The sequence below is a fragment of the Muriicola jejuensis genome (assembly GCF_010671595.1).
Classification (GTDB): Bacteria; Bacteroidota; Bacteroidia; order Flavobacteriales; family Flavobacteriaceae; genus Muriicola; species Muriicola jejuensis.
Window position 1 is genome coordinate 25,309 of the sequence record NZ_JAABOP010000002.1, and the last position, 21,307, is coordinate 46,615.

The following is a 21,307-nucleotide window of genomic DNA, read 5'->3' on the forward strand; positions in this document are numbered from 1 at the left end:
AAATGGCAGAGATCATAAATATGCCAAGGCTGAGCGATACCATGGAAGAAGGTACCGTGGCCAAATGGCTCAAGAAGGTCGGAGACAAGGTGAACGAAGGAGATATTCTCGCCGAAATAGAAACGGACAAGGCAACCATGGAATTCGAATCCTTCCATGAAGGAACCCTACTCCACATCGGTATCCCTGAAGGAGAAGGTGCCCCTGTGGATTCCCTTCTCGCGATCATCGGGAATGAAGGAGAGGATATCTCTGCTTTGATCAACGGGGGTTCTGCGAGTGCCGGAACGGCCTCCTCATCAGACGAAAAAAAGGAAGCTCAGGAAGAAAAACCAAAGCAGACTTCCGGGAAAAGCCTCTCTGCGGACATCCCCAAAGGAGTGGAGATCGTAAAGATGCCCAGATTAAGCGATACCATGGAAGAAGGTACGGTTGCCACCTGGTTAAAGAAAGTGGGTGACGACGTAGAGGAAGGTGACATCCTCGCCGAGATCGAGACCGATAAGGCGACGATGGAATTCGAATCCTTTTATTCAGGAACCCTGTTGTATATAGGGATACAGGAAGGAGAATCGGCCCCGGTAGATGAAGTGCTTGCGGTTATAGGTCCTGCTGGCACCGACGTGGAAGCTGTCCTGAACCAGAAAGATTCTGGTCCTTCCAAGGAAAGCATTGAGTCTGAGGCGGAAGCTACACAGGAAAATGAAGAGCAGGAAACGAGCAGTGCTCCTGCACCTCTGGTTGCAAACGACGGACAAAGGATCTTTATCTCACCCCTGGCCAGAAAAATGGCCGAGGACAAGGGGATCGACCTGAATACCGTCAAAGGATCGGGTGACCAGGGTCGCATCGTCAAAAGAGATATTGAGAATTACACGCCTTCCCAGGCGAAACCTGCCCCTGCTGAGGCACAACCCGCTGCCGCAGCGGCTGCCGCTCCCCCCAAGCCAGTAATGCTGCCTTCAGGGGAGGAAGGAACGGAAGAGATCAAGAATTCCCAGATGAGGAAGGTGATCGCCAAGAGACTGAGCGAATCCAAATTTACCGCGCCTCATTATTACCTTACCATAGAGGTAGATATGACCAATGCCGCCAGGTCCAGGGAACAGATAAACAATCTGCCGGATACCAAGGTTTCCTTTAATGACCTTGTCGTAAAGGCCTGTGCGATGGCATTGTTGAAACACCCTCAGGTCAATACGAGCTGGAACGGGGATACGACCCGATACAACAAGCATATCCATGTGGGTGTTGCCGTGGCCGTAGAGGATGGCCTTGTGGTCCCCGTGCTGAAATTTGCGGATCAGATGAGCCTGACACAGATCGGTGCTGCGGTCAAAGACCTGGCCGGAAGGGCGAGAAACAAGAAACTCACTCCGGCTGAAATGGAGGGAAGTACCTTTACAGTTTCCAACCTGGGTATGTTTGGCATCCTGGAATTCACCTCCATTATCAACCAGCCCAACAGCGCCATATTATCCGTGGGTGCTATCGTTGAGAAGCCGGTTGTCAGGGATGGGCAGATCGCCATCGGCAGCACGATGAAGCTGACCCTCGCCTGTGATCACAGGACCGTGGACGGTGCTACCGGAGCTCAATTCCTGCAAACCCTCAGGGAGTATATAGAGAATCCGGTGACCATGCTGGCCTGATTGAGAACAAAAGAATAAATGGAACCCGTGGAAAAGCATTCAAAACCTAACTGAATGCTTTTTTCATTCGGATTAACACCATCTAGTGATATGAGAAGAATTTGTGTATTTCTGGCTGCCACCCTGATCCTATGGAGCTGCAAAACCACTAAAAGCACTTTAATCGACGTTGGGAATTTTTCATCCTCACAAACGATAGGAGCACATATGAATTTTCTGGCCTCCGATGAACTCCATGGGAGAGAGGCCGGGACCGAGGGGATAGAGGCAGCTGCCTACTACATTGTGGATCTTATGGAGAAGCAGGGGATAGATCCCTATTACAGCTCTTACCAGGATACTCTGGATAATTTTGAACCTGCGGCCTATAACGTAGTTGGGATGCTAAAGGGAAAGGACCCGGTACTTAAAGATGAAGTGGTACTTGTCGGAGCTCATTACGACCACATAGGAGCGATCGGGGCCAAAGAAGGGGATTCCATCGCCAATGGTGCCAACGACAATGCCAGTGGTACTTCCACGGTCCTGGAACTGGCCAGATACTTTGCCCTGGCAAACGCCAATAAAAGGACCCTCGTCTTTGCCCTTTTCAGTGCGGAAGAGAAAGGCCTCAAAGGGTCTGATCACCTCGCCAGGAAAATGAAGGCAGAGGGGGTCGACCTCTATGCCGTCCTCAATTTTGAAATGACCGGTGTTCCCATGCAGAATAAGGAATACCTGGTCTATGTAACGGGGTATAATAAATCGAATATCGCAGAGGTAAGCAATGCCCATGCAGGGGAGAATATAGTGGGATTCCTTCCCACGGCTGAGGGGTACAACCTTTTTATGCGTTCAGACAATTATCCCTTTTTTGAGGAATTCAACATCCCTTCCCATACATTTTCAACCTTTGATTTTACGAACTTTGACCATTACCACCAGGTAGGGGATGAGGCAGAGATCATGGATTTCGAACACATGGCCAGAGTGGTCAACAAGATGATCCCGGTGGTGGCAGGGATCGTCAATGCACAAGAAAAAGAAATTAAACTCGACTAATGGCAAACGTAATCATCACAGGCTGCAGCAGGGGGATCGGGCATGAACTCGCCAAACTCCTCGCGAATGAGGGTCACCAGGTCCTGGCCTTGTCCCGAAACGACGGGCCTATCCAAGAGCTAAAGCACGAGAGAATACACGGGTTTTCTTTTGATATCTCAGAGGGTTCCTCCATGGATGCCGTAGTCAGATTTATCAAGGAAAAGTGGCAACAGGTGGATATCCTGATCCACAATGCCGGTATGCTCATCAACAAGCCATTTGCCGAAACGACCACAGAAGACTTTGAAGCGGTATACCGGGTAAATGTTTTTGGTGTGGCTGCACTTACCAGGACCGTTCTTCCCTATATGAGGTCAGGCGGTCATGTGCTCACCATCACCTCCATGGGAGGAGTACAGGGCAGTGCCAAATTTCCCGGGCTCTCTGCCTACAGTTCCAGTAAAGGTGCGGTGATCACCCTGACAGAACTGCTCGCTGAAGAGTACAAGGAGGCCGGTCCTTCCTTTAATGCCCTCGCTTTGGGAGCTGTTCAAACCGAAATGCTGGAAGAGGCATTTCCAGGCTATCAGGCACCGGTCTCGGCCTTGCAGATGGCTCGTTATATCATGGATTTCGCCCTCACAGGACAGACTTTTTACAACGGAAAAACCCTGCAGGTTTCCAGTTCTACCCCATAGGCAAACCTCAATTTAAGCCATCATGGCATGTACTGTTGTTAGAAACTTTATTTTTGTTTCCGATGAATAGTGTATTGGAAAGATACCTGCCTGAGTCGGCCGTCGCCCCTTGCTTCGATCTGATCCGTACCCACCGGGTACACCTCAAGGTGGTGAATGAAAGGATGACAAGACACGGAGATTACCGCTTACTTCCGGATGGGTCGCATCAGATTACCGTAAATGCCACCCCGAACCCCTACCGTTTCCTGATAACCCTCGTACATGAGATTGCCCATCTTATCGCCTTTGAAACCTATGGAAGGCGCATTAAGCCCCATGGAAGCGAATGGAAGCACACTTTTCAGAGCCTGATGCTTCCTTTTTTAAGACCCGAGATCTTTCCATCGATGCTTTTACCCCTCCTGGCGAAACATTTCCGGAACCCAAAGGCCAGCAGCAGCACGGATTCGGAACTTGCCATAGCTTTGTCAAAGTTTGATCCTCCATCGGATCAATCCATTCTCATGGAACTTCCACTGGGAACCGTTTTTCGATTAAAAAATGGACGTACCTTTAAAAAGGGGCATCGCAGGGTAAAGCGGTATCAATGTGTTGAGATCGGGTCGGGTAGGCTGTATCTCTTTCAGCCCAACGCTGAAGTTGAAGTTTTAAATTAACGAAGTATGAAAAACAAGAATTACTATGCCGTTTTAATGGCGGGGGGAGTAGGCTCCAGGTTCTGGCCGGTTAGTACGGCCCGTAACCCCAAGCAGTTCCACGATATGCTAGGTACAGGGGATACCCTGATTCAGAGGACCTTTAAAAGGCTGAACAGGTTTATCCCTACTGAGAATATCCTGATCCTTACCAATGAAAGATACAACGACCTGGTGCTGGAGCAGCTGCCCATGATAGGACCTCGGCAGGTGGTACTTGAGCCTGCCATGCGCAATACGGCCCCTTGTATCCTGTACGCCGCCATGAAGATCCGGAAAATGAATCCGGATGCGGTCATGGTCGTAGCGCCCAGCGATCACTGGATCGAAGATGAGGCGGCATTCGCCAGTGATGTACAGCGGTGTTTTCAGGCCTGTGAAGAAGCAGAGGTCCTATGTACTCTCGGGATCAAACCTACTTTTCCCAACACGGGGTTTGGCTATATTGAATATGACAAAGGGAGCGGGGAAGATCTCAAAAAGGTATCCAAATTCAGGGAAAAACCGGATTATGAAACTGCCAGGTCCTTCCTGGCCCAGGGTAACTTTCTTTGGAATGCGGGTATTTTTATGTGGGGTGTAAGAACCATCATTGCGGCTTTTGAGAAGTATCAACACGAACAATATCAACTCTTTGAGGGAGGGATACCCATGTACAATACCGAAGACGAAGCCGGGTTCATACAGGAGAATTACCCTCGGGCGGAGAATATCTCCATAGATTACGCCATTTTGGAGCGTTCCGATGCGATCTACGTCCTGCCGGCCGGATTCGACTGGAATGACCTGGGGACCTGGGGCTCATTGTACGATAAACTCGACAAGGATCCGAAGGGGAATGCCCTGGTGAACGGGCACCTGCTGGAGATGGACGCCAGGGGAAATATGGTTCGCCTACCTCAGGGGAAACTGGCCGTGATTGACGGACTGGAAGACTACATCATCGTAGATCAGGAGAATGTGCTCATGATCGTTCCCAAGGAGAAGGAACAGCATATAAAAGTGATCGTTTCGAAAACAAAAGCTACATTTGGTGAAGGATATGTTTAAGGTTAATTAATACTATGGAAACAGGCAAGAATCCCGGACAGAAGGACGAACTGGAGGGAGTAGAGGATGTCAAACAGGAATTTAAGGGACTCCTGGGGTCCACGAGAAAATTCCTCACCGAATTACTGGATATTCGCAAGAATACGGATAAGGACAGTACCAAAGAGGCGATCATTGCAGACATACCATTCAAAGGGCATACGGCCTGGATCCTGGTCTGTTCTATCTTTATCGCATCCATAGGCCTGAACGCGAACTCCACTGCAGTGGTCATTGGAGCCATGCTTATCAGTCCGCTTATGGGTCCCATTCTCGGAATCGGATTATCGCTGGCGGTCAATGATATTGATACGCTGAGAAGGGCTTTGCGAAACTTTACGGTCATGGTGGTCCTGAGTGTTTTGACCGCCTATCTCTTCTTCGAATTCTTTCCCCTCCGGGATGAATCCTCTGAATTACTGGCGCGTACCAAACCGGATATCCGGGATGTGCTCATCGCATTTTTTGGCGGACTCGCCCTTGTGATCGCCCGTGCCAAAAAGGGGACCGTGGCGAGCGTGATCTTCGGTGTGGCCATCGCCACCGCCCTTATGCCGCCTCTTTGTACCGTGGGATTCGGATTGGCCATCGGGAACCTCTCCTTTGCCGGCGGGGCCATGTACCTCTTTATCATCAACACTATATTTATCGGCCTGGCGACCTTTCTTGTCCTGAAGCTGTTGCGTTTTCCCATGGTGAGGTATGCAAATTCTGCCCGGAGACGTTTCATCGGAAGGGTTGCTTCCCTTGTGGCCTTGCTGGTCATGATCCCAGCTGGGTTTACCTTTTACAATGTGTTTCAGGAATCGAGATTCATGAACCAGGCAAACGATCTTATCCACAATACGATAGGGATCTATCAGTTCAAAGACAGGGGCAGGTTTATGGAGAACCTCACGGAGATCAATTACGCCCCGGATGGGGTATCGACCATAGAACTGGTTACCATGGGGGATGAATCCATTCCCGAAAACGTGATCACCACCTGGAGGAACCAGATGGGGAATTATTCCAAACTGGAGAATACCGAGCTTAAAATCCTTCAGGGCGGGCAGGATGATTCCGAACAGAAATTCAATTACGTCAACGAATTGTACGAAGCGAAGAAAGCGGAACTGTTATCCAAGGATGAAAGGATCAGGCTCCTGGAAGAGGAACTCTCTGAACTTAGCAGCTTTGCTAAAAAACAGATCCCATTCAGCGATATCAGCAAAGAAGCAAAGACCAATTACGACAACCTGGACAAGCTGTCCTTTTCGTATGTGATCAGCACCGATTTTAAAACACAGGACACGATCCCCGTATTCGAGGCCAAATGGAAGGATGGATCCCGGGCCGAACAGATCAGTGCGGAATCCAAAAGGTTGAACGACTGGCTAAAGGTCAGATTAAAAGATCCAAAAGTAGAGGTGAGAGCCTTACAGAACTAGTTCCGCTCTTCCAGGTACATCTGCCTGACCTTTTTAAAGAGTTCCGAAGAATAGACAAAATTCGTCACAGCCTCATTGTCTGTTTTGAAAATCTCCATGTTGGAGCCTTCCCATTCCTTGAATCCGTCTTTCAAAAAGATGATCTTTTCCCCTATCTCCATTACGGAGTTCATATCGTGGCTGTTGATCACCGTAGTAATGTCGTACTCCCTGGTGATTTCCTGGATCAGGTTGTCTATGAGGATGGCGGTTTTCGGGTCGAGGCCAGAGTTGGGCTCGTCACAGAACAGGTACTTGGGGTTCATCACGATGGCCCTGGCGATGGCGACCCGTTTCTTCATACCGCCGGAGAGTTCTGAAGGGAATTTTTGATTTGAATTGACCAGGTTCACCCTTTTCAAAACAAAATTCACCCGATCCAACATCTCGGACTTCGACTGTTTAGTGAACATATCGAGGGGGAACATCACATTCCCCTCTACGGTCATGGAATCAAAGAGGGCACTGCCCTGAAAGACCATGCCCATCTCCTGCCTCAGGTCTCTCCGTTCTCTTGGTTCGAGTTCTGAATACACCCGGCCGTCATAGCTGATGGTACCCTGTTCCGGCTCAAAAAGACCGAGAAGACATTTGAGGAAAACGGTCTTCCCCGATCCACTCTGCCCTATGATCAGGTTGGTCTTCCCTTTTTCGAAAGTGGCTGATATCCCTTTCAGGACATGGTGGTCTCCAAACGACTTGTGTAAGTTGTTTACCTCTATCATCAGCCTAACAGTAATTGGGTGAGAATATAGTTCAGGATAATGATCACCACACTGGTCCATACAAAGGCCGTCGTGCTCGCTTTTCCTACCTCCAAAGCACCGCCTTTCATGTAATAGCCGTGATAGGAGGGCACTGTGGCAATGACAAAAGCAAAAACCACAGATTTGATAAAGGAATAGGTGACATGGAAGGGAGTGAAATCGAGTTGCAGGCCTTCCACGAAGTCGGCACTGGAACTGAAGCCGCCGAAGACCCCGGCTATCCATCCTCCCAATATCCCGATATACATGGCAATGGCCACAACGAAAGGATAGAAGAACATGGCGATGATCTTGGGAAAGACCAGATAGTTCAGGGAATTCACCCCCATGACCTCAAGGGCATCTATTTGTTCGGTGACCCTCATGGTCCCTATGCTCGAGGTAATATAAGAGCCAACTTTCCCCGCCATGATGATAGAAGTAAAAGTAGGCGCAAATTCCAGGATGACGGATTGCCTGGTCGCGAAGCCGATGAGGTTCCTCGGGATCAGCGGATTGCTGATGTTCAATGCGGTCTGAATGGCCACAACCCCTCCGATAAAGAAAGAGATGAAGATGATGATACCCATGGAGCCATAGATGAGTTCGTCTATTTCCTTTAAGATCAGGGACTTCATTATGGGCCATTTGGTAGGCTTCTTGAAAACCTCACGGATCATTATGGAATAGCTTCCAATAGAGGATACATAATTCATAAGCAGTGGTACGCTTCTTGCTGTAAAAATAACAATATTAACCTTGTTATAACCCGGATTTAAGATTAATAGGGTATAATTAGTTATTTTTGAGAACATGTCTTTTTATATGAAAAATTACTTTTTACGCCTGCTGATTTTCGGTCTCCTCTCGGGGCTATCATCCCAATTTTCTAACGCTCAGACTCCTCAGACAGATCCCATAAAGACTACTCCCAAACTCGTAGTCGGGATTGTGGTAGACCAGATGCGTTATGACTACCTCACCCGGTTTTGGGACCACTATGGGGAGGGCGGATTCAAAAGAATGGTGAACGAGGGATTTAACTGTAAGAACAACCACTTCAATTACGCGCCGACAACCACCGGTCCCGGCCATACTTCGATCTATACCGGAACAACTCCTTCTGTCCATGGGATCATAGGGAACAACTGGTACGACAAAGAATCGGGGCAGATCGTTTATTGCGCATCCGATGACAACTATACTTCCGTAGGCACAACTAGTGAGGCAGGGAAGATGTCGCCCCACTGGATGACGGTTTCCACCATCACCGATGAACTGAGGCTCTTTACCCAAAAAAGGGGAAAGGTGATCGCACTGGCCCTGAAGGACAGGGGAGCAGTGCTGCCGGGAGGTCACCTTGCCAACGCGGCCTACTGGTACAATGGAGGAGCCGAAGGCCACTGGATCAGCAGTTCCTATTACATGACCGAACTCCCGAAATGGGTGAGGGATTTCAACGCCTCGGATGCCGCAATGAAATATAAAAAGCCCTGGAATACCCTGAAAAATATCAACACCTATAATGAAAGCGGACCGGATGATAATCCCTATGAAGGCGCATTTTCCGGAGAAGCTGCACCCGTGTTCCCTCATGACCTGCCAAAACTCTGGGACAGCAACGGACAATTCGAACTCCTAAGGGGTACGGCCTATGGCAATAGCCTGACTACCGACTTTGCGCTAGCCGCCCTGGAGGGAGAAGACCTAGGGAAAGATGCCATCCCGGATTTTCTGGCGATCAGCTATTCCAGTACGGATTATGTGGGGCATCAGTTCGGGGTGAATTCAAAGGAAATTCAGGACACCTACCTTCGTCTGGACGCCGACCTCGAAAGGTTGCTGAAACAACTCGATCAGAAAGTGGGCAAAGGAGAATACCTGGTATTTCTCTCCTCAGACCACGGTGCGGTAGATGTACCCGCATACCTGAAGGATCAGAAACTGCCTGCCGGTTATATGGATTCACAGACCATGTCCACTAAATTCAGGGAATTCATGTCCTTTACTTTTGGAGCTGCTAACTTGGTCAGAAATTACAGCAATGCACAGTTCTTCCTGGATCACGACGTGATCCGAAGTCTGGATCTGGATCTGGAGGAGGTTCAGAACAAGATCGCCCGGGAATTGCTCGGGTACGAAGGGATCAGCAGGGTCTTTACCGGCCATCAGATGGAAACCAACGAATACAGTTGGGGGATTCCTTATATCATACAAAATGGATACAACCAGAAGAGGTCAGGAGACGTGCTTCTCGTCCTGGACCCTGGTGTGGTCTATTACCCGAAAACGGGATCTACCCACGGATCGCCCTATGTCTATGACACCCATGTTCCCCTCTTGTTCTACGGAAAGGGCATACCTAAAGGGAGTACTGTGGAACGGACGGAGATACCGGATATTGCCCCGACCATTTCGGCTATTTTGGGTATTGCCTTCCCGAATGGCACTACGGGCAAACCCATTGAACAAATCTTAGATTAGTTTACCGAAAATCCTCTGCCAGCGCAGATTCCTGATAAATTTACCCTCTTCCGGGGTAACGATGTAGGCTTGTTTTCTCTTTTTGGCCTCCCAATATCCGCTCAGGTTATCGACCAGGATCCTGACCTTGCGGTTTTTCCAGGCCATTTTTAAAGAGGCTATGCTAGAGATCAACAGACCGTAGCGCATTAGATACATGGCCCTGCCCTGAGATCTTCTCGCCTTGGCATTATACGCATCGCCAATGGGCCTTTGGTGTTTTACGTGTAAGGTATTATCGGTCCTGACCTCAAAACCGTGGAAGCGAGCCAGGAGTTCATCCACAGTGTCCCAACCCATGGCTTCCCTAAGACCCCCTATGGCCTTGAAACAACTTTTTGAATACGCTTTGAAAGCTCCCCTTACATGATCCTTGTCCATAGGGTGATTCAATTCCCATTGCCCTTTTTTATTTCTTTCATAGGCGAATCCCCCGGCGATTCCTATTTTTTCTGAAGCACTGAACAGTGATGCGATCCTTTCAAAATAATCGGCAGGAAGTATGGTATCCGCATCGAGCTTGACCAAGAAATCGTATTCCTCATCCAGGAGGCCCAGACCTGTATTGAAGGCGGCCACCACCTTGCTGCCGGGCAGGTGTTCGTCCGAGGATTCCTTATCTATGCTCTGGATAAACGAGTACTTCTTTGTAAAGACCTCCAGAATTCCGGATGTACCGTCTGTGGAATGATCGTTTACCACAACCACTTTTTTTGGGGGGAGACTTTGATTCACCACGCTCTCCAGGGCATCTGCGAGATAGAGCTCCTCATTGTGGGCGGGGATCACGATATAATAAGCGGTATTCGATTGCTGTGACATCCTCAGGAAGTTCGATTTACAAGGCCGAACGCTCGGCGTACACAATGTAATACCTTGGGGTAAATTGCCTTAAAAGGGGCCTTATACCAATCTTATTCACGGGGTGAGCCCATTGCTGGGAGTCGATAATATCCCATCCGGTCTTTCGCAGGAGCCAGTCGAATTGCCAGGCCTCAAATTCGTGAAAATGTCTGTCCCATTCATCCGTCCTGCTCTGGTAGGCGGTGGAAAACCACAGTCTTAAGGGAACACTGGCGACGAGTTTACCGGCCTTGATCTCTTTTAGTACGTTGAAAGGGGCCAGCAGGTGTTCGAATATTTCAAAGGCAGTAACCACAGAGGCATCCGAAGCCTGGATGGACGATAGATCCAGATCCAGGTCCTCTCCCCCTGTGTTGTCGACGGAATACCCGTGCTCTCGCATGATATGGGTAAAGGGATTCTCCACCCCCAGGTCGAGAATGGTCTCATTCGGAGGGATGTGCTTCTGTAAAAAGGAAAGTGTTTTCTGGTATCTCTTCTTTGGATATTGCCTCTCGTACATTCGCTAATATCTGTAAACTACGGCGTTGATGTTCATTCCCGCGCCGACGCTGGCAAAGATAACAACATCGCCCTTGCTTACCTGATGATTCTCCATTTTTCCTTTTCTCACCATATCGTAAAGGGTAGGTATAGTGGCAACGGAACTGTTTCCGAGTTCGTGTATATTCATAGGCATGATCCCTTCCGGCATTTCGCGTTCGTATAACTGGTAAAAGCGTTTTACGATGGCTTCGTCCATTTTCTCGTTGGCCTGATGGATAAAGATCTTTTTGACCTCGTCTATACCCACCCCACTTTTCTCAAGGCACTCCTTCATGGCACCAGGCACGTACGAAATGGCGAATTCATAGATCTTTCTGCCGTACATTTTGATGTATTTGAGATCGTCCGGCATCTCCTGGTGGTATGAGGACCCGTGGAACAGGTAATAGGCCTCTTCATTGGCATAGGTAGCCGAATTATGGGCAAGGATTTCCCCCTGCCCCTCTTTTTCCTCAACGATGCATGCCCCGGCCCCATCGGAATAGATCATGGAGTCACGGTCATGGGGATCTACCACCCTTGAAAGGGTCTCTGCTCCAATGACCAGGCATCGCTTTGCCATTCCACTTTTGATAAAGGCATAGGCCTGTATCATCCCTTCAACCCATCCGGGGCAACCAAAAAGCAGGTCATAGGCCACACATTTTGGGTTTTTGATCTGCAGATCGTTCTTTACCCTTGTGGCCAGGCTGGGGAGGGTATTGCCATGGGAGGAGCCGTAGGGCACATCCCCGAAATTGTGTGCAAAGATGATATAATCCAGATCCTCACCGCTGATCCCGGCATCTTCCAAAGCATTTTTTGATGCCAGGTAGGCCAGATCGGACGCGTTAAAATCGTTCTTGGCATACCGCCTTTCCCGAATGCCTGTGATGGCCTTGAATTTTTCAATGATCACCGTATTGGATTGGGAGAAGGAAGAACCGTCGCTGTTGAGAAAGTGCTTGTCTTCGAACGCTTTGTTGGGGACCAGGACCTCCGGAATATAGCTGCCTGTACCGGTAATGGCGATACTCATCTGTCTAGTGTTGAATTAGTACGGAAATGTAGCCAATTACTTCCCTAAATAAAAATACCTCAGATCTGAAATACGATGTTCAAGAACAATAGATACCTCCAATCATTCCTGGTTTGCAGTCTCGATGACAGCATTAATCTCAGAGTGAGACCATTATTCCGTGTCTGCATAGGCCTCTATGGGGGCACAGGTACAGATGAGATTACGATCTCCATAGGCTTCATCCACCCTCCTTATGCTCGGCCAGAACTTGCTTTCCCTCACATAGGTCAAAGGATAGGCAGCCTGCTGCCTGGTGTAGGGAAAATTCCAGTCGTCTGAGGTTACCATTTCCAGGGTGTGGGGAGCATTCTTCAATACGTTCTGAACTCCTTCCTGGACCGCCTCAATTTCTGCCCTGATAGAGAGCATGGCATCACAGAACCTGTCGAGTTCCGACAGGCCTTCGCTCTCCGTGGGCTCTATCATCATTGTTCCGGCTACCGGGAAAGACACGGTAGGTGCGTGAAAACCATAGTCCATAAGACGTTTGGCAATATCGGTCACTTCTATATCCTTCTGTTTGAAAGGACGACAATCTATGATCATCTCGTGTGCAGCCCTCCCCATTTCTCCGGTATACAACACCTCGTATTTACCCTGCAGGCGTTCTTTGATGTAATTGGCATTGAGAATGGCGATCTCGGTCGCTTTTTTAATTCCGCAAGCCCCTAACATTTTGATATATCCATAAGAGATAAGGCAGGCCAGGGCACTGCCCCAGGGGGCTGCGCTGATGGCCGTTATGGCCTTTTCCCCTCCCGTGGGGATGACCGGGTTACCGGGCAGGAAGGGCACGAGTTGCTCAGCCACACAGATCGGTCCTACTCCGGGGCCACCGCCTCCGTGAGGGATAGCAAAGGTCTTGTGAAGGTTCAGGTGGCAGACATCTGCGCCGATAATAGCGGGATTTGTAAGGCCCACCTGGGCATTCATGTTGGCCCCGTCCATATAGACCTGTCCGCCGTGGTCGTGAATCATTTGGGTGATTTTCCTGATGGAGGATTCGAAAACCCCGTGTGTAGATGGGTAGGTCACCATCAGGGCCGCCAGGTTCTCTGAATGCTTAAGGACCTTTTCTTCCAGGTCCGTGAGGTCGATGTTTCCTTTCTCGTCTGTCTTGGTCACGACAACCTGCATTCCTGCCATCACAGCAGAAGCGGGGTTGGTCCCGTGGGCGGATGCCGGGATGATACAGACATTTCGGTGTGTTTCACCCCTGGATTCGTGGTAGGCGCGAATGGTCATAAGGCCTGCATACTCTCCCTGGGCACCGGAGTTGGGTTGGAGAGAGGTGGCAGCAAACCCGGTGATCGCGCTGAGGTCTCTGGAAAGGTCTTCGAGTACCTTGTGGTAACCCCTGGCCTGCTCGACAGGTACAAAGGGGTGGATGTTTCCCCATTCGGGCATGCTTAGCGGCAACATCTCAGTGGCTGCGTTGAGCTTCATAGTACAGGATCCCAGCGATATCATGGAATGGTTCAGGGCCAGGTCCTTGCGTTCAAGCCTTTTGAGGTAACGCATCAATTGGGTTTCGGAATGATAGGAGTTGAAAACCTCGTGGGTTAGGAAATCCGAGGTCCTTCTCAGTTCTTTGGGTATGGCATAGCCCTTGCCGACTTTATCCGTCTCGGAGATCTCTTTACCCAGAGCCTCTGAAAAGATCGAGAGGATCTCCTGTACCCGTTTCCCGGTGGTTGCCTCGTTCAGGGATATGGAAATTGTTCCTTCATCCACATAGTGGAAATTAACCCTTTTCTTTACGGCAAATTTCCTGACCTTTTCAGCCTCTGCTTTGACCAGCAGGGTATCGAAATACGCAGTATTCACCTGGTACAACCCCATCTTTTCGAGCCCGTTTGCCAGGGTACGGGTGTTCTCATGCACTTTTTCCGCAATGTACTTCAAACCTTTAGGTCCGTGGTAGACGGCATAAGCACCTGCCATAACGGCCAGCAGAACCTGGGCAGTACAGATATTGGAAGTAGCCTTGTCCCTCTTGATGTGCTGTTCCCTGGTCTGTAGGGCCATGCGCAGGGCCCTGGCACCGTCTGTATCCCTGGTCACCCCTATGATCCTTCCGGGGATATTTCGTTTGAATTCATCACGGGTGGCAAAATAAGCGGCGTGAGGTCCGCCGTATCCCAATGGGATGCCGAAACGCTGGGTGGTACCCACTACGACGTCTGCCCCAAATTCCCCGGGGGGAGTAAGCAGGACCAGGCTTAAGATGTCTGCGGCTACCGCCACTTTGATCTCGGATTCCTTGGCCCTGGCCACAAATCCGGAGTAATCGAACACCTGTCCGAATTTACCTGGATACTGCAGCAGGACCCCGAAAAAATCTCTGCTCAGAGTGATCTCCCTGTGATCACCCACAACCAGTTCTATCCCCAGAGGAGTAGCCCTGGTTTGCAGGAGGGACAGGGTTTGTGGCAAAACCTCCTCAGAGACGAAAAATTTTACCGCTCCGTTCTTTTTTTGATCCCTTGTCCTGACATCGAAGAGCATGGTCATGGCTTCTGCGGCCGCCGTGCTCTCATCCAGCAGGGAGGCGTTGGCAAGTTCCATCCCGGTAAGGTCGCACACCATGGTCTGGAAGTTCAGGAGGGCTTCGAGCCTGCCCTGGGCGATCTCCGCCTGATAAGGGGTATAGGCCGTATACCAACCCGGGTTTTCCAGGATATTCCTCTTGATCACGGAAGGAGTGATACTCTCGTGATAGCCAAGGCCGATGTAGGATTTGAAGACTTCATTCAACCGGGACAGTTCATGAATGTGGGAAAGGAACTCCTGCTCACTCATGGGTTCATCGAGGTGGAGGTCTTCCCTGAGGCGGATGTCCTGCGGGATGGTCTGATAGATGAGTTCATCCAAACTGTCGACCCCTATGGTCTTTAACATCGCTGGCAGGTCTTCTTCCCGTATCCCGATGTGTCTTGAGGCAAAAGAATCTGTATTCATTGACGGAGCAATCTTTTATTTTCTGAAAGGAGCACAAAATTAGGTAATAATTCCCTTAAAACAGCCAGTAAATTTCCCTCCGGGATCAAAGTTTTCAACCACCCGGAGTGGAAAGGTGGGGTTTGGTTATTTTTGTTTAATGAAGGTTTGGCACAGGATCTTTGAGATATACGTAAGGGCCAGTATACACGTGGCTTTGGCTGTCCTGGCGTTTTTGTTCCTGACCTGCCTGTTCTTAAACATTCCGGCAGAGAGGTCCCTCTTCTTTTTTGTTTTTTTTAGCACTATTCCCACCTACAATCTCATAAAACATCTCACAGAAAACAGGCGACAGTTTTTCGGGATCCTGTCGATGAACAGGTCACATCTGATCTTGAGCTTGGGCTCCCTGGTCATTTCGGCTTATTTTGTAGTGGATCTGAGGTGGCAAACCCTGGTTGCTATTCTTTGCCTTTCCCTGCTCACGGCGGTGTATGCCATGCCGGTCTTACCGCGGGGAAAGAACCTCAGAAATGTCGGCATCCTTAAAATATTTATCATCGGGGGGGTCTGGTCTGGGGTCACCGTAGTGCTACCTGTACTGGAGGCGTCTTCCCTTAATTCCTGGGATGTTTGGGTCGAATTTACCCAGAGGTTCCTGGTGATCCTCGTGCTCATGGTCCCTTTTGAGATCCGGGATCTGAGTACGGACCCATCCGATATGCTCACGATCCCCCAGCGTTTGGGAGATCGCAAAACTAAAAAGTTAGGGATGTTGGCCTGCCTGATCTTCTTCCTGCTGACCTTTGTGAAGGATGAGCTGTCTGAGGTGGAAATCCTCTCGAAAGCCATCATGGTCATAAGCCTTACGGCCCTGTTGGTTTTCCTGCCTAAAAGACAGCCCCGTTATTTTGCTTCTTTCTGGGTAGAGGCTTTTCCGATATTCTGGGTGACCGTTCTGTGGGGCTTGTCTGCCTGGGTCTAAAGTTCGTTTTGAATGCGCTTCCTCAGTTGTTCTTTTGCCGAGTCGCTGAGGAAGTGCAGACCGGCCCTGTTAAACAATTTGGACAATTGTTTGTTGCGTTTGGAAAAAGAACTGCAGGTACTGCAGAAGAGCATGTGCAGCCTGAGTTTTAGTTTTTCCGGTAAACTGGCCTCCTGGTATTGCGATTTGTTGCAAATCAAGGCGGCTTCATCACATGAGATCATGACGTGAACCAGTTTTTGTTAAGGCAACCCATCAAGGCGGTTCTGGCCCTGTGAATGATTACCCATAGGTTAGACGGATTTATCTGAAGTTCTTTACAAATATCTTCTGTGGAAAGTCCGCGGATCGTCTTCATCACAAAGACCCTGCGCTGATTCTCCGGAAGGCTATCTATACATTCCTGCAAGGCCATACCCAGTTCCTCGTTCTCAAGAAAGTCATTTTCCCTGATGCTGTAGGGATCTGCCACCTGTTCTTCCAGCCAGTCCCCATCAGCATCCGAAGCAGGATTGTAAAGGCGCTTTACCTCTGCTTTCCCCTTTTTGGAATTGATCTTTCGGTAGTGGTCAATGATCTTGCGTTTCAGGATAGCGACAAGCCAGGTCCGTTCCGAAGCCTGACCTTTGAAATTTTCAGCAGATTTTAAGCCGGCAATAAAGGTATCCTGTATCAAATCCTTGGCAATTTCCTCCTGGCCAACCCGGGAGATGGCAAAGTTGTAGAGGTAGTCAGCGTATCTGTCTACCCATAATTCAGGGGACAATTTTCCGGATTTCATAGCGGTATCGTACCTGGTAAAAGTAACGGATTTTAAAGAAATACGGTATATTTGATTAAATGCAACCACCATGAAAAACTCACTGGTCCTTCTTTTCCTTTTCCTGTCCATGGCAGGATGCAAGGAATCCAACCAACTGCCAATTACTGACTTCGATCCTGAGGGGATGAACAAGTACACCGTTGTGGACGTACGAACCCCTGAGGAATACGAAGCGGGCCATCTGGAGAACGCGGTCAATATCAACTGGTACGATACGGACTTCGCGGCTCAGGCATCCCAACTCGACAAGGAAAATACCATCTATGTCTATTGTCAGAAAGGGGGGCGGAGTGCTAAGGCTGCCGCCATGCTCGACTCATTGGGATATCATGTGATAGACCTTTCAGGGGGCTATGGAGCTTTGGTACCTGTTCAGGACTAGGCGGTTTTCTTTAACAGGCCAGCCCTCTCCAGCAGGGCATCCAGTTTGGGTTCGCTACCTCTGAATTCCGTGTACAGATCCATGGGTTTCGCGGTCCCGCCTTTGCTGAGGATACAGGCCTTGAATTTCCGGGCGACCTCCTTGTTGAAGATGCCGTTTTCCTTAAAATAGGCGAAGGCATCCGCATCTAACACCTCGGCCCATTTGTAACTGTAATACCCGGCTGAATACCCTCCCTGGAAGATGTGGGAAAAGGCTGTGCTCATGCAGGTCTCCGGGATATCCTCAAAAAGTTGAGTATCCCCAAAGGCCCTTACTTCAAATTCCTTTACCTGATCTATACCGGAAGGGTCATGGGCATGCCAGGCCATATCCAGGAACCCGAAGCTCAGTTGTCTCAGCGTAGCCATGCCCTCCATAAAGTTGGAGGATTCCTTGATCTTGCGGATCATTTCCATGGGAAGGAGTTCCCCGGTTTCATAATGGTGGGCAAAGTACTCCAGGGCTTCCTTTTCAAAACACCAGTTCTCCATGATCTGACTCGGGAGTTCCACGAAATCCCAGTAAACTGAGGTTCCCGACAGACTGGGATATGTGGTGTCTGCCAGCATCCCGTGGAGGGCATGTCCAAATTCGTGAAAGAGAGTGGTGACCTCATTGAAGGTAAGGAGGGAAGGCTTTGTTTTAGTCGGTTTCGTAAAGTTACAGACGATGGAGATATGGGGTCTTTCATTCCTGTCGCCTTGTTTGTATTGGGGTTTGTAGGAGGTCATCCAGGCCCCTCCGCGTTTCCCTGGTCTGGGATGGAAGTCGGCGTAAAATATAGCCGTGAGATTGCCCTTTTCATCCGTTACCCTGTAGGTCTTCACTTCTTCGTGGTAGGTGTCTATGTCCGTCACTTCCTCAAAACTCAGTCCGTAAAGCTCCCCGGCGATCCTGAACACTCCCGAGATCACATTTTCAAGTTTAAAATAGGGTTTGAGCTTCTCATCATCCAGATCGAACAGTTTTTGTTTCAGTTTTTCACTGTAATAACTCCCATCCCACTTCTGCAGGTGTTCAATACCGTCCTCTTCCTTAGCAAAAGCCTCTAATCTTTCATATTCTTTAAGGGCCGCGGGTTTTGCCTTCTCCTTCAACTCCACCAAAAAATCCATGACCTTATCCGGGGATTCCGCCATTCGTTCTTCTAGGACGAAATGCGCATGAGAATCATATCCGAGCAGGCGGGCCCTTTCGTGCCGCAGCTGAGCGATCTGAAGGATGAGGTCCTGATTGTCCAGTTCGTCCCCATGAAATCCTTTACTGCCGAAGGCGATAGAAAGCTCCTTCCTCAGATCCCTGTTCCTGGCATAGGTCATGAACGGGATATAACTCGGGAAATCCAGGGTGATGATCCAGCCTTCTTTACCCTTAGAGGCTGCAAGTTGCGCAGCCGTCTCTTGTGCGTCCTCCGGTAAACCTTCAATCTGTTCTTTCCGGGTAAGGTGCAGCTCGTACCGATTGGTCTCTGCCAGGACGTGCTCTCCGAAGGTCAGTTTGAGTCGGGCTAGTTCCTTGTCAATATCCCTTAGGCGCGCTTTTTTCTCCTCAGGGAGGTGTGCCCCGTTACGGCTGAAATATTTGTATTTCTTTTCGAGCAGCATCCACTGTTCGGTGGTCAGGTCTATAGTATCCCTTTCCTCATAGACCTTTTCCACTTTTTTAAACAGGGCCTCATTCAGGGCGATATCATTGCTGAATTCAGTCAGCATGGGGGATATTTCCTGGGCAAGTGCCTGGATCTCCTCGTTGGTCTCGGCAGAATTCAGGTTGAAGAAAAGACTGGAGAGCCTGTCGAGATGTGCCCCTGAGAATTCCAGTGCTTCTACCGTGTTTTCAAAGGTGGGGGATTCCTCTGACTGTATGATCAGATCGATCTCCTTACGGGCCTTTTCCAGGGCTTTTTCGAAGGCAGGTTTAAAGTGCTGGTTTTCTATGGCACTGAAGGGAGCCAGGTCAAATGGCTCCAGCAATACGTTTTTCATGTAAACAAGTAGATTTTAATTCGTTCGAGGGAGATCCGGGGACCCGCCTCCTCTTTTCCTAATTCTTGCGCACCTCCTCGGCTCCCTTGATCACCTTATCCTTGAGGCCTTCCTTGTAGAGCACGATCTTGTCCAGTACACAGGAATCTTGGCTTCCTATGATCTGGGCGGCCAGGATCCCAGCGTTCTTCGCCCCGTCAAGAGCTACTGTGGCGACCGGCACGCCGGCCGGCATTTGAAGGATGGACAGGACTGAATCCCACCCGTCTATGGAGTTGCGGCTTTTGATGGGAACCCCGATCACTGGCAAGGGGGAGAGGGAAGCGAGCATACCCGGTAAATGGGCGGCTCCTCCGGCTCCGGCTATGATCACCGTGAATCCCTGGGAATGGGCGTTTTTCCCGAATTCAAAAAGTTTTTCCGGAGTCCTGTGAGCGGATACGATATCCACCATGACCTCAATATCAAATCCCTTCAGGATATCGACCGCTTCCTGCATTACAGGAAGATCACTTGTACTGCCCATGACTATGGCTACCTTGCTCATACCTTCATTTTACTGATTACGTTGATCGTTCTTTTGACTTCTCCGGCTATTTTCCGGGCTTCTTCCATATCCTCATTCACTATGGTCACATGCCCCATTTTCCTGAAAGGCCTTGTCACTGACTTGCCATAAATATGGGGGGTTACCCCTCTTAGGCTCAGAATCTTCTCTATGTTTTCGTAATACACTTCCCCTTCATGGCCTTCGGCTCCCACCAGGTTCACCATGACCCCGGCCACCTTGCTGTCTGTATTTCCCAGGGGAAGGCCCAGGATACATCTGAGATGTTGTTCAAATTGGTTGGTAAAACTGGCCTCAATACTATAATGCCCGCTGTTGTGTGGTCTGGGAGCTACTTCATTTACCAATACCTCATCTTCACGGGTCTGGAACATCTCCACGGCCAACAGGCCGACGTGCTCCAGAGCTTCCGATACCCTCAGTGCTGTCTCAATGGCTTTTTTTGCAACCTTATCGCTGATCCGGGCAGGGCAGAGCACATACTCCACCTGGTTGGCCTCCGGGTGGAATTCCATTTCCACGACGGGGTAATGGACCACACTCCCGTTCCTGCTCCTTGCGACGATCACTGCCAGTTCCGTTTTGAAGGGGATCAGGGTCTCGGTGAGGCACTCCACATTCGGGAGGTCCCTGAGATCCGACCGGTTGCGGACGATCTTGACGCCCTGTCCGTCATATCCGAACTGTGCGCTCTTCCAGACAAAAGGCAATTGTATGCCCCCGTGATCCAGGCTGTCATCGATCTCGCTGGTATAGGCAAACCTGGAAAATGGCGCAGTAGGGATCCCGTGATCCACGTAGAACAATTTCTGGGTGATCTTGTTCTGGATAAGCCTTAATTCCCTTGGGGTAGGGTATACTTCTACTCCCTCCTTCTCAAGGGCTTCCAGGGCATCTATATTTACATTCTCTATCTCAATGGTAAGCACATCGACGTTCTTTCCAAAGTGGTAGACCGTATCAAAGTCCATAAGGTTGCCCTGAACGAATTCATTACAGGCCAATCGGCATGGGGCATCTTTAGATGGGTCCATCACCTTGGTGGCAATATCCCATTTCCGTGTTTCGTAGAGCAACATCTTTCCCAATTGGCCGCCACCTAAAATACCGAGAGTGAATCCTGAGGAGAAATACGAGGTCTTTTTGCTGTCTGACATGTAGGTCGATGTGGTTTTGACAAAAATACATCATAATCTTATAAACCCGGATAAGTG

General features: G+C 49.6%; 20 protein-coding genes. 9 read left to right on the forward strand and 11 right to left on the reverse strand.

Annotated features, from left to right (window positions below; translation table 11 throughout):
• Nucleotides 1–2 precede the first annotated feature (2 nt).
• The 6 genes from GWK09_RS08055 (at nt 3) to GWK09_RS08080 (ending at nt 6,590) form a co-directional block, all read left to right on the forward strand.
• The gene (locus tag GWK09_RS08055; RefSeq protein WP_163692591.1) at nt 3–1,652 is read left to right on the forward strand and encodes a pyruvate dehydrogenase complex dihydrolipoamide acetyltransferase; all 1,650 of its coding nucleotides are present in this window, start codon (nt 3–5) and stop codon (nt 1,650–1,652) included.
• Nucleotides 1,653–1,742: 90 nt separating this feature from the next.
• A complete protein-coding gene (locus tag GWK09_RS08060; protein ID WP_163692592.1) occupies nt 1,743–2,693 on the forward strand; it encodes a M28 family metallopeptidase in 951 nt (316 codons plus the stop codon).
• The gene (locus GWK09_RS08065) at nt 2,693–3,373 is read left to right on the forward strand and encodes an SDR family NAD(P)-dependent oxidoreductase (RefSeq protein ID WP_163692594.1); all 681 of its coding nucleotides are present in this window, start codon (nt 2,693–2,695) and stop codon (nt 3,371–3,373) included. The genes GWK09_RS08060 and GWK09_RS08065 overlap by 1 nt, the downstream gene beginning before the upstream one ends.
• Nucleotides 3,374–3,435: 62 nt before the next feature.
• Nucleotides 3,436–4,032, forward strand: coding sequence for a SprT-like domain-containing protein (locus GWK09_RS08070; RefSeq protein ID WP_163692596.1), 597 nt, complete (start codon nt 3,436–3,438; stop codon nt 4,030–4,032).
• A 6-nt stretch (nt 4,033–4,038) separates the two neighbouring features.
• Nucleotides 4,039–5,121, forward strand: coding sequence for a mannose-1-phosphate guanylyltransferase (locus GWK09_RS08075; protein WP_163692598.1), 1,083 nt, complete (start codon nt 4,039–4,041; stop codon nt 5,119–5,121).
• A 14-nt stretch (nt 5,122–5,135) separates the two neighbouring features.
• Nucleotides 5,136–6,590, forward strand: a complete 1,455-nt coding sequence (locus GWK09_RS08080) for a DUF389 domain-containing protein (RefSeq protein WP_163692599.1) — start codon at nt 5,136–5,138, stop codon at nt 6,588–6,590.
• Here GWK09_RS08080 and GWK09_RS08085 read toward each other — a convergent pair.
• Complete coding sequence (locus GWK09_RS08085) at nt 6,587–7,354, reverse strand: ABC transporter ATP-binding protein (RefSeq protein WP_163692601.1); 768 nt, start codon at nt 7,352–7,354, stop codon at nt 6,587–6,589. The genes GWK09_RS08080 and GWK09_RS08085 overlap by 4 nt on opposite strands.
• On the reverse strand, nt 7,354–8,091 hold the full coding sequence (locus GWK09_RS08090; protein WP_163692603.1) for an MlaE family ABC transporter permease: 738 nt from the start codon (nt 8,089–8,091) through the stop codon (nt 7,354–7,356). The genes GWK09_RS08085 and GWK09_RS08090 overlap by 1 nt, the downstream gene beginning before the upstream one ends.
• Nucleotides 8,092–8,200: 109 nt before the next feature.
• Between GWK09_RS08090 and pafA the strand changes: the two genes are divergently transcribed.
• Complete coding sequence (gene pafA / locus GWK09_RS08095) at nt 8,201–9,859, forward strand: alkaline phosphatase PafA (RefSeq protein ID WP_163692605.1); 1,659 nt, start codon at nt 8,201–8,203, stop codon at nt 9,857–9,859.
• Here the strand turns inward: pafA and GWK09_RS08100 are convergent.
• The 4 genes from GWK09_RS08100 to gcvP all read right to left on the reverse strand — a co-directional run bounded on the left by GWK09_RS08100 (nt 9,851) and on the right by gcvP (nt 15,329).
• The gene (locus GWK09_RS08100; RefSeq protein ID WP_163692607.1) at nt 9,851–10,720 is read right to left on the reverse strand and encodes a glycosyltransferase; all 870 of its coding nucleotides are present in this window, start codon (nt 10,718–10,720) and stop codon (nt 9,851–9,853) included. The two genes, pafA and GWK09_RS08100, sit on opposite strands and share 9 nt — an antisense overlap.
• Before the next feature lie 16 nt (nt 10,721–10,736).
• Complete coding sequence (locus GWK09_RS08105; RefSeq protein ID WP_163692609.1) at nt 10,737–11,264, reverse strand: methyltransferase domain-containing protein; 528 nt, start codon at nt 11,262–11,264, stop codon at nt 10,737–10,739.
• Nucleotides 11,265–11,267: 3 nt separating this feature from the next.
• Nucleotides 11,268–12,326 carry a 3-oxoacyl-ACP synthase III family protein gene (locus GWK09_RS08110; protein ID WP_163692610.1) on the reverse strand — a complete coding sequence of 353 codons (1,059 nt, stop codon included), beginning with the start codon at nt 12,324–12,326 and terminating at the stop codon, nt 11,268–11,270.
• Between the two features lie 153 nt (nt 12,327–12,479).
• Nucleotides 12,480–15,329, reverse strand: a complete 2,850-nt coding sequence (gcvP, locus tag GWK09_RS08115; protein ID WP_163692612.1) for an aminomethyl-transferring glycine dehydrogenase — start codon at nt 15,327–15,329, stop codon at nt 12,480–12,482.
• Nucleotides 15,330–15,468: 139 nt separating this feature from the next.
• Here gcvP and GWK09_RS08120 point away from each other — a divergent pair, with 139 nt between their 5' ends.
• Entirely contained in the window at nt 15,469–16,293 is an 825-nt protein-coding gene (locus GWK09_RS08120) for a UbiA prenyltransferase family protein (protein WP_163692614.1), read from the forward strand.
• Here the strand turns inward: GWK09_RS08120 and GWK09_RS08125 are convergent.
• Both GWK09_RS08125 and GWK09_RS08130 read right to left on the reverse strand, forming a co-directional pair.
• The gene (locus GWK09_RS08125) at nt 16,290–16,517 is read right to left on the reverse strand and encodes a hypothetical protein (protein WP_163692616.1); all 228 of its coding nucleotides are present in this window, start codon (nt 16,515–16,517) and stop codon (nt 16,290–16,292) included. The genes GWK09_RS08120 and GWK09_RS08125 overlap by 4 nt on opposite strands.
• Nucleotides 16,514–17,074: a sigma-70 family RNA polymerase sigma factor gene (locus tag GWK09_RS08130; protein WP_163692618.1), complete on the reverse strand. Its 561-nt coding sequence runs from the start codon at nt 17,072–17,074 to the stop codon at nt 16,514–16,516. The genes GWK09_RS08125 and GWK09_RS08130 overlap by 4 nt, the downstream gene beginning before the upstream one ends.
• A gap of 70 nt (nt 17,075–17,144) precedes the next feature.
• Between GWK09_RS08130 and GWK09_RS08135 the strand changes: the two genes are divergently transcribed.
• Nucleotides 17,145–17,498 carry a rhodanese-like domain-containing protein gene (locus GWK09_RS08135; RefSeq protein ID WP_163692620.1) on the forward strand — a complete coding sequence of 118 codons (354 nt, stop codon included), beginning with the start codon at nt 17,145–17,147 and terminating at the stop codon, nt 17,496–17,498.
• On the opposite strand, the gene GWK09_RS08140 is transcribed toward GWK09_RS08135, so the two are convergent.
• The 3 genes from GWK09_RS08140 to GWK09_RS08150 are packed head-to-tail and all read right to left on the reverse strand — an operon-like array spanning nt 17,495 to nt 21,250.
• On the reverse strand, nt 17,495–19,525 hold the full coding sequence (locus GWK09_RS08140) for a M3 family metallopeptidase (protein WP_163692621.1): 2,031 nt from the start codon (nt 19,523–19,525) through the stop codon (nt 17,495–17,497). The two genes, GWK09_RS08135 and GWK09_RS08140, sit on opposite strands and share 4 nt — an antisense overlap.
• 58 nt (nt 19,526–19,583) lie before the next feature.
• Entirely contained in the window at nt 19,584–20,072 is a 489-nt protein-coding gene (purE, locus tag GWK09_RS08145; RefSeq protein WP_163692623.1) for a 5-(carboxyamino)imidazole ribonucleotide mutase, read from the reverse strand.
• On the reverse strand, nt 20,069–21,250 hold the full coding sequence (locus GWK09_RS08150; RefSeq protein ID WP_163692625.1) for a 5-(carboxyamino)imidazole ribonucleotide synthase: 1,182 nt from the start codon (nt 21,248–21,250) through the stop codon (nt 20,069–20,071). Before GWK09_RS08150 ends, purE begins: the two co-directional genes overlap by 4 nt.
• Nucleotides 21,251–21,307 lie beyond the last annotated feature (57 nt).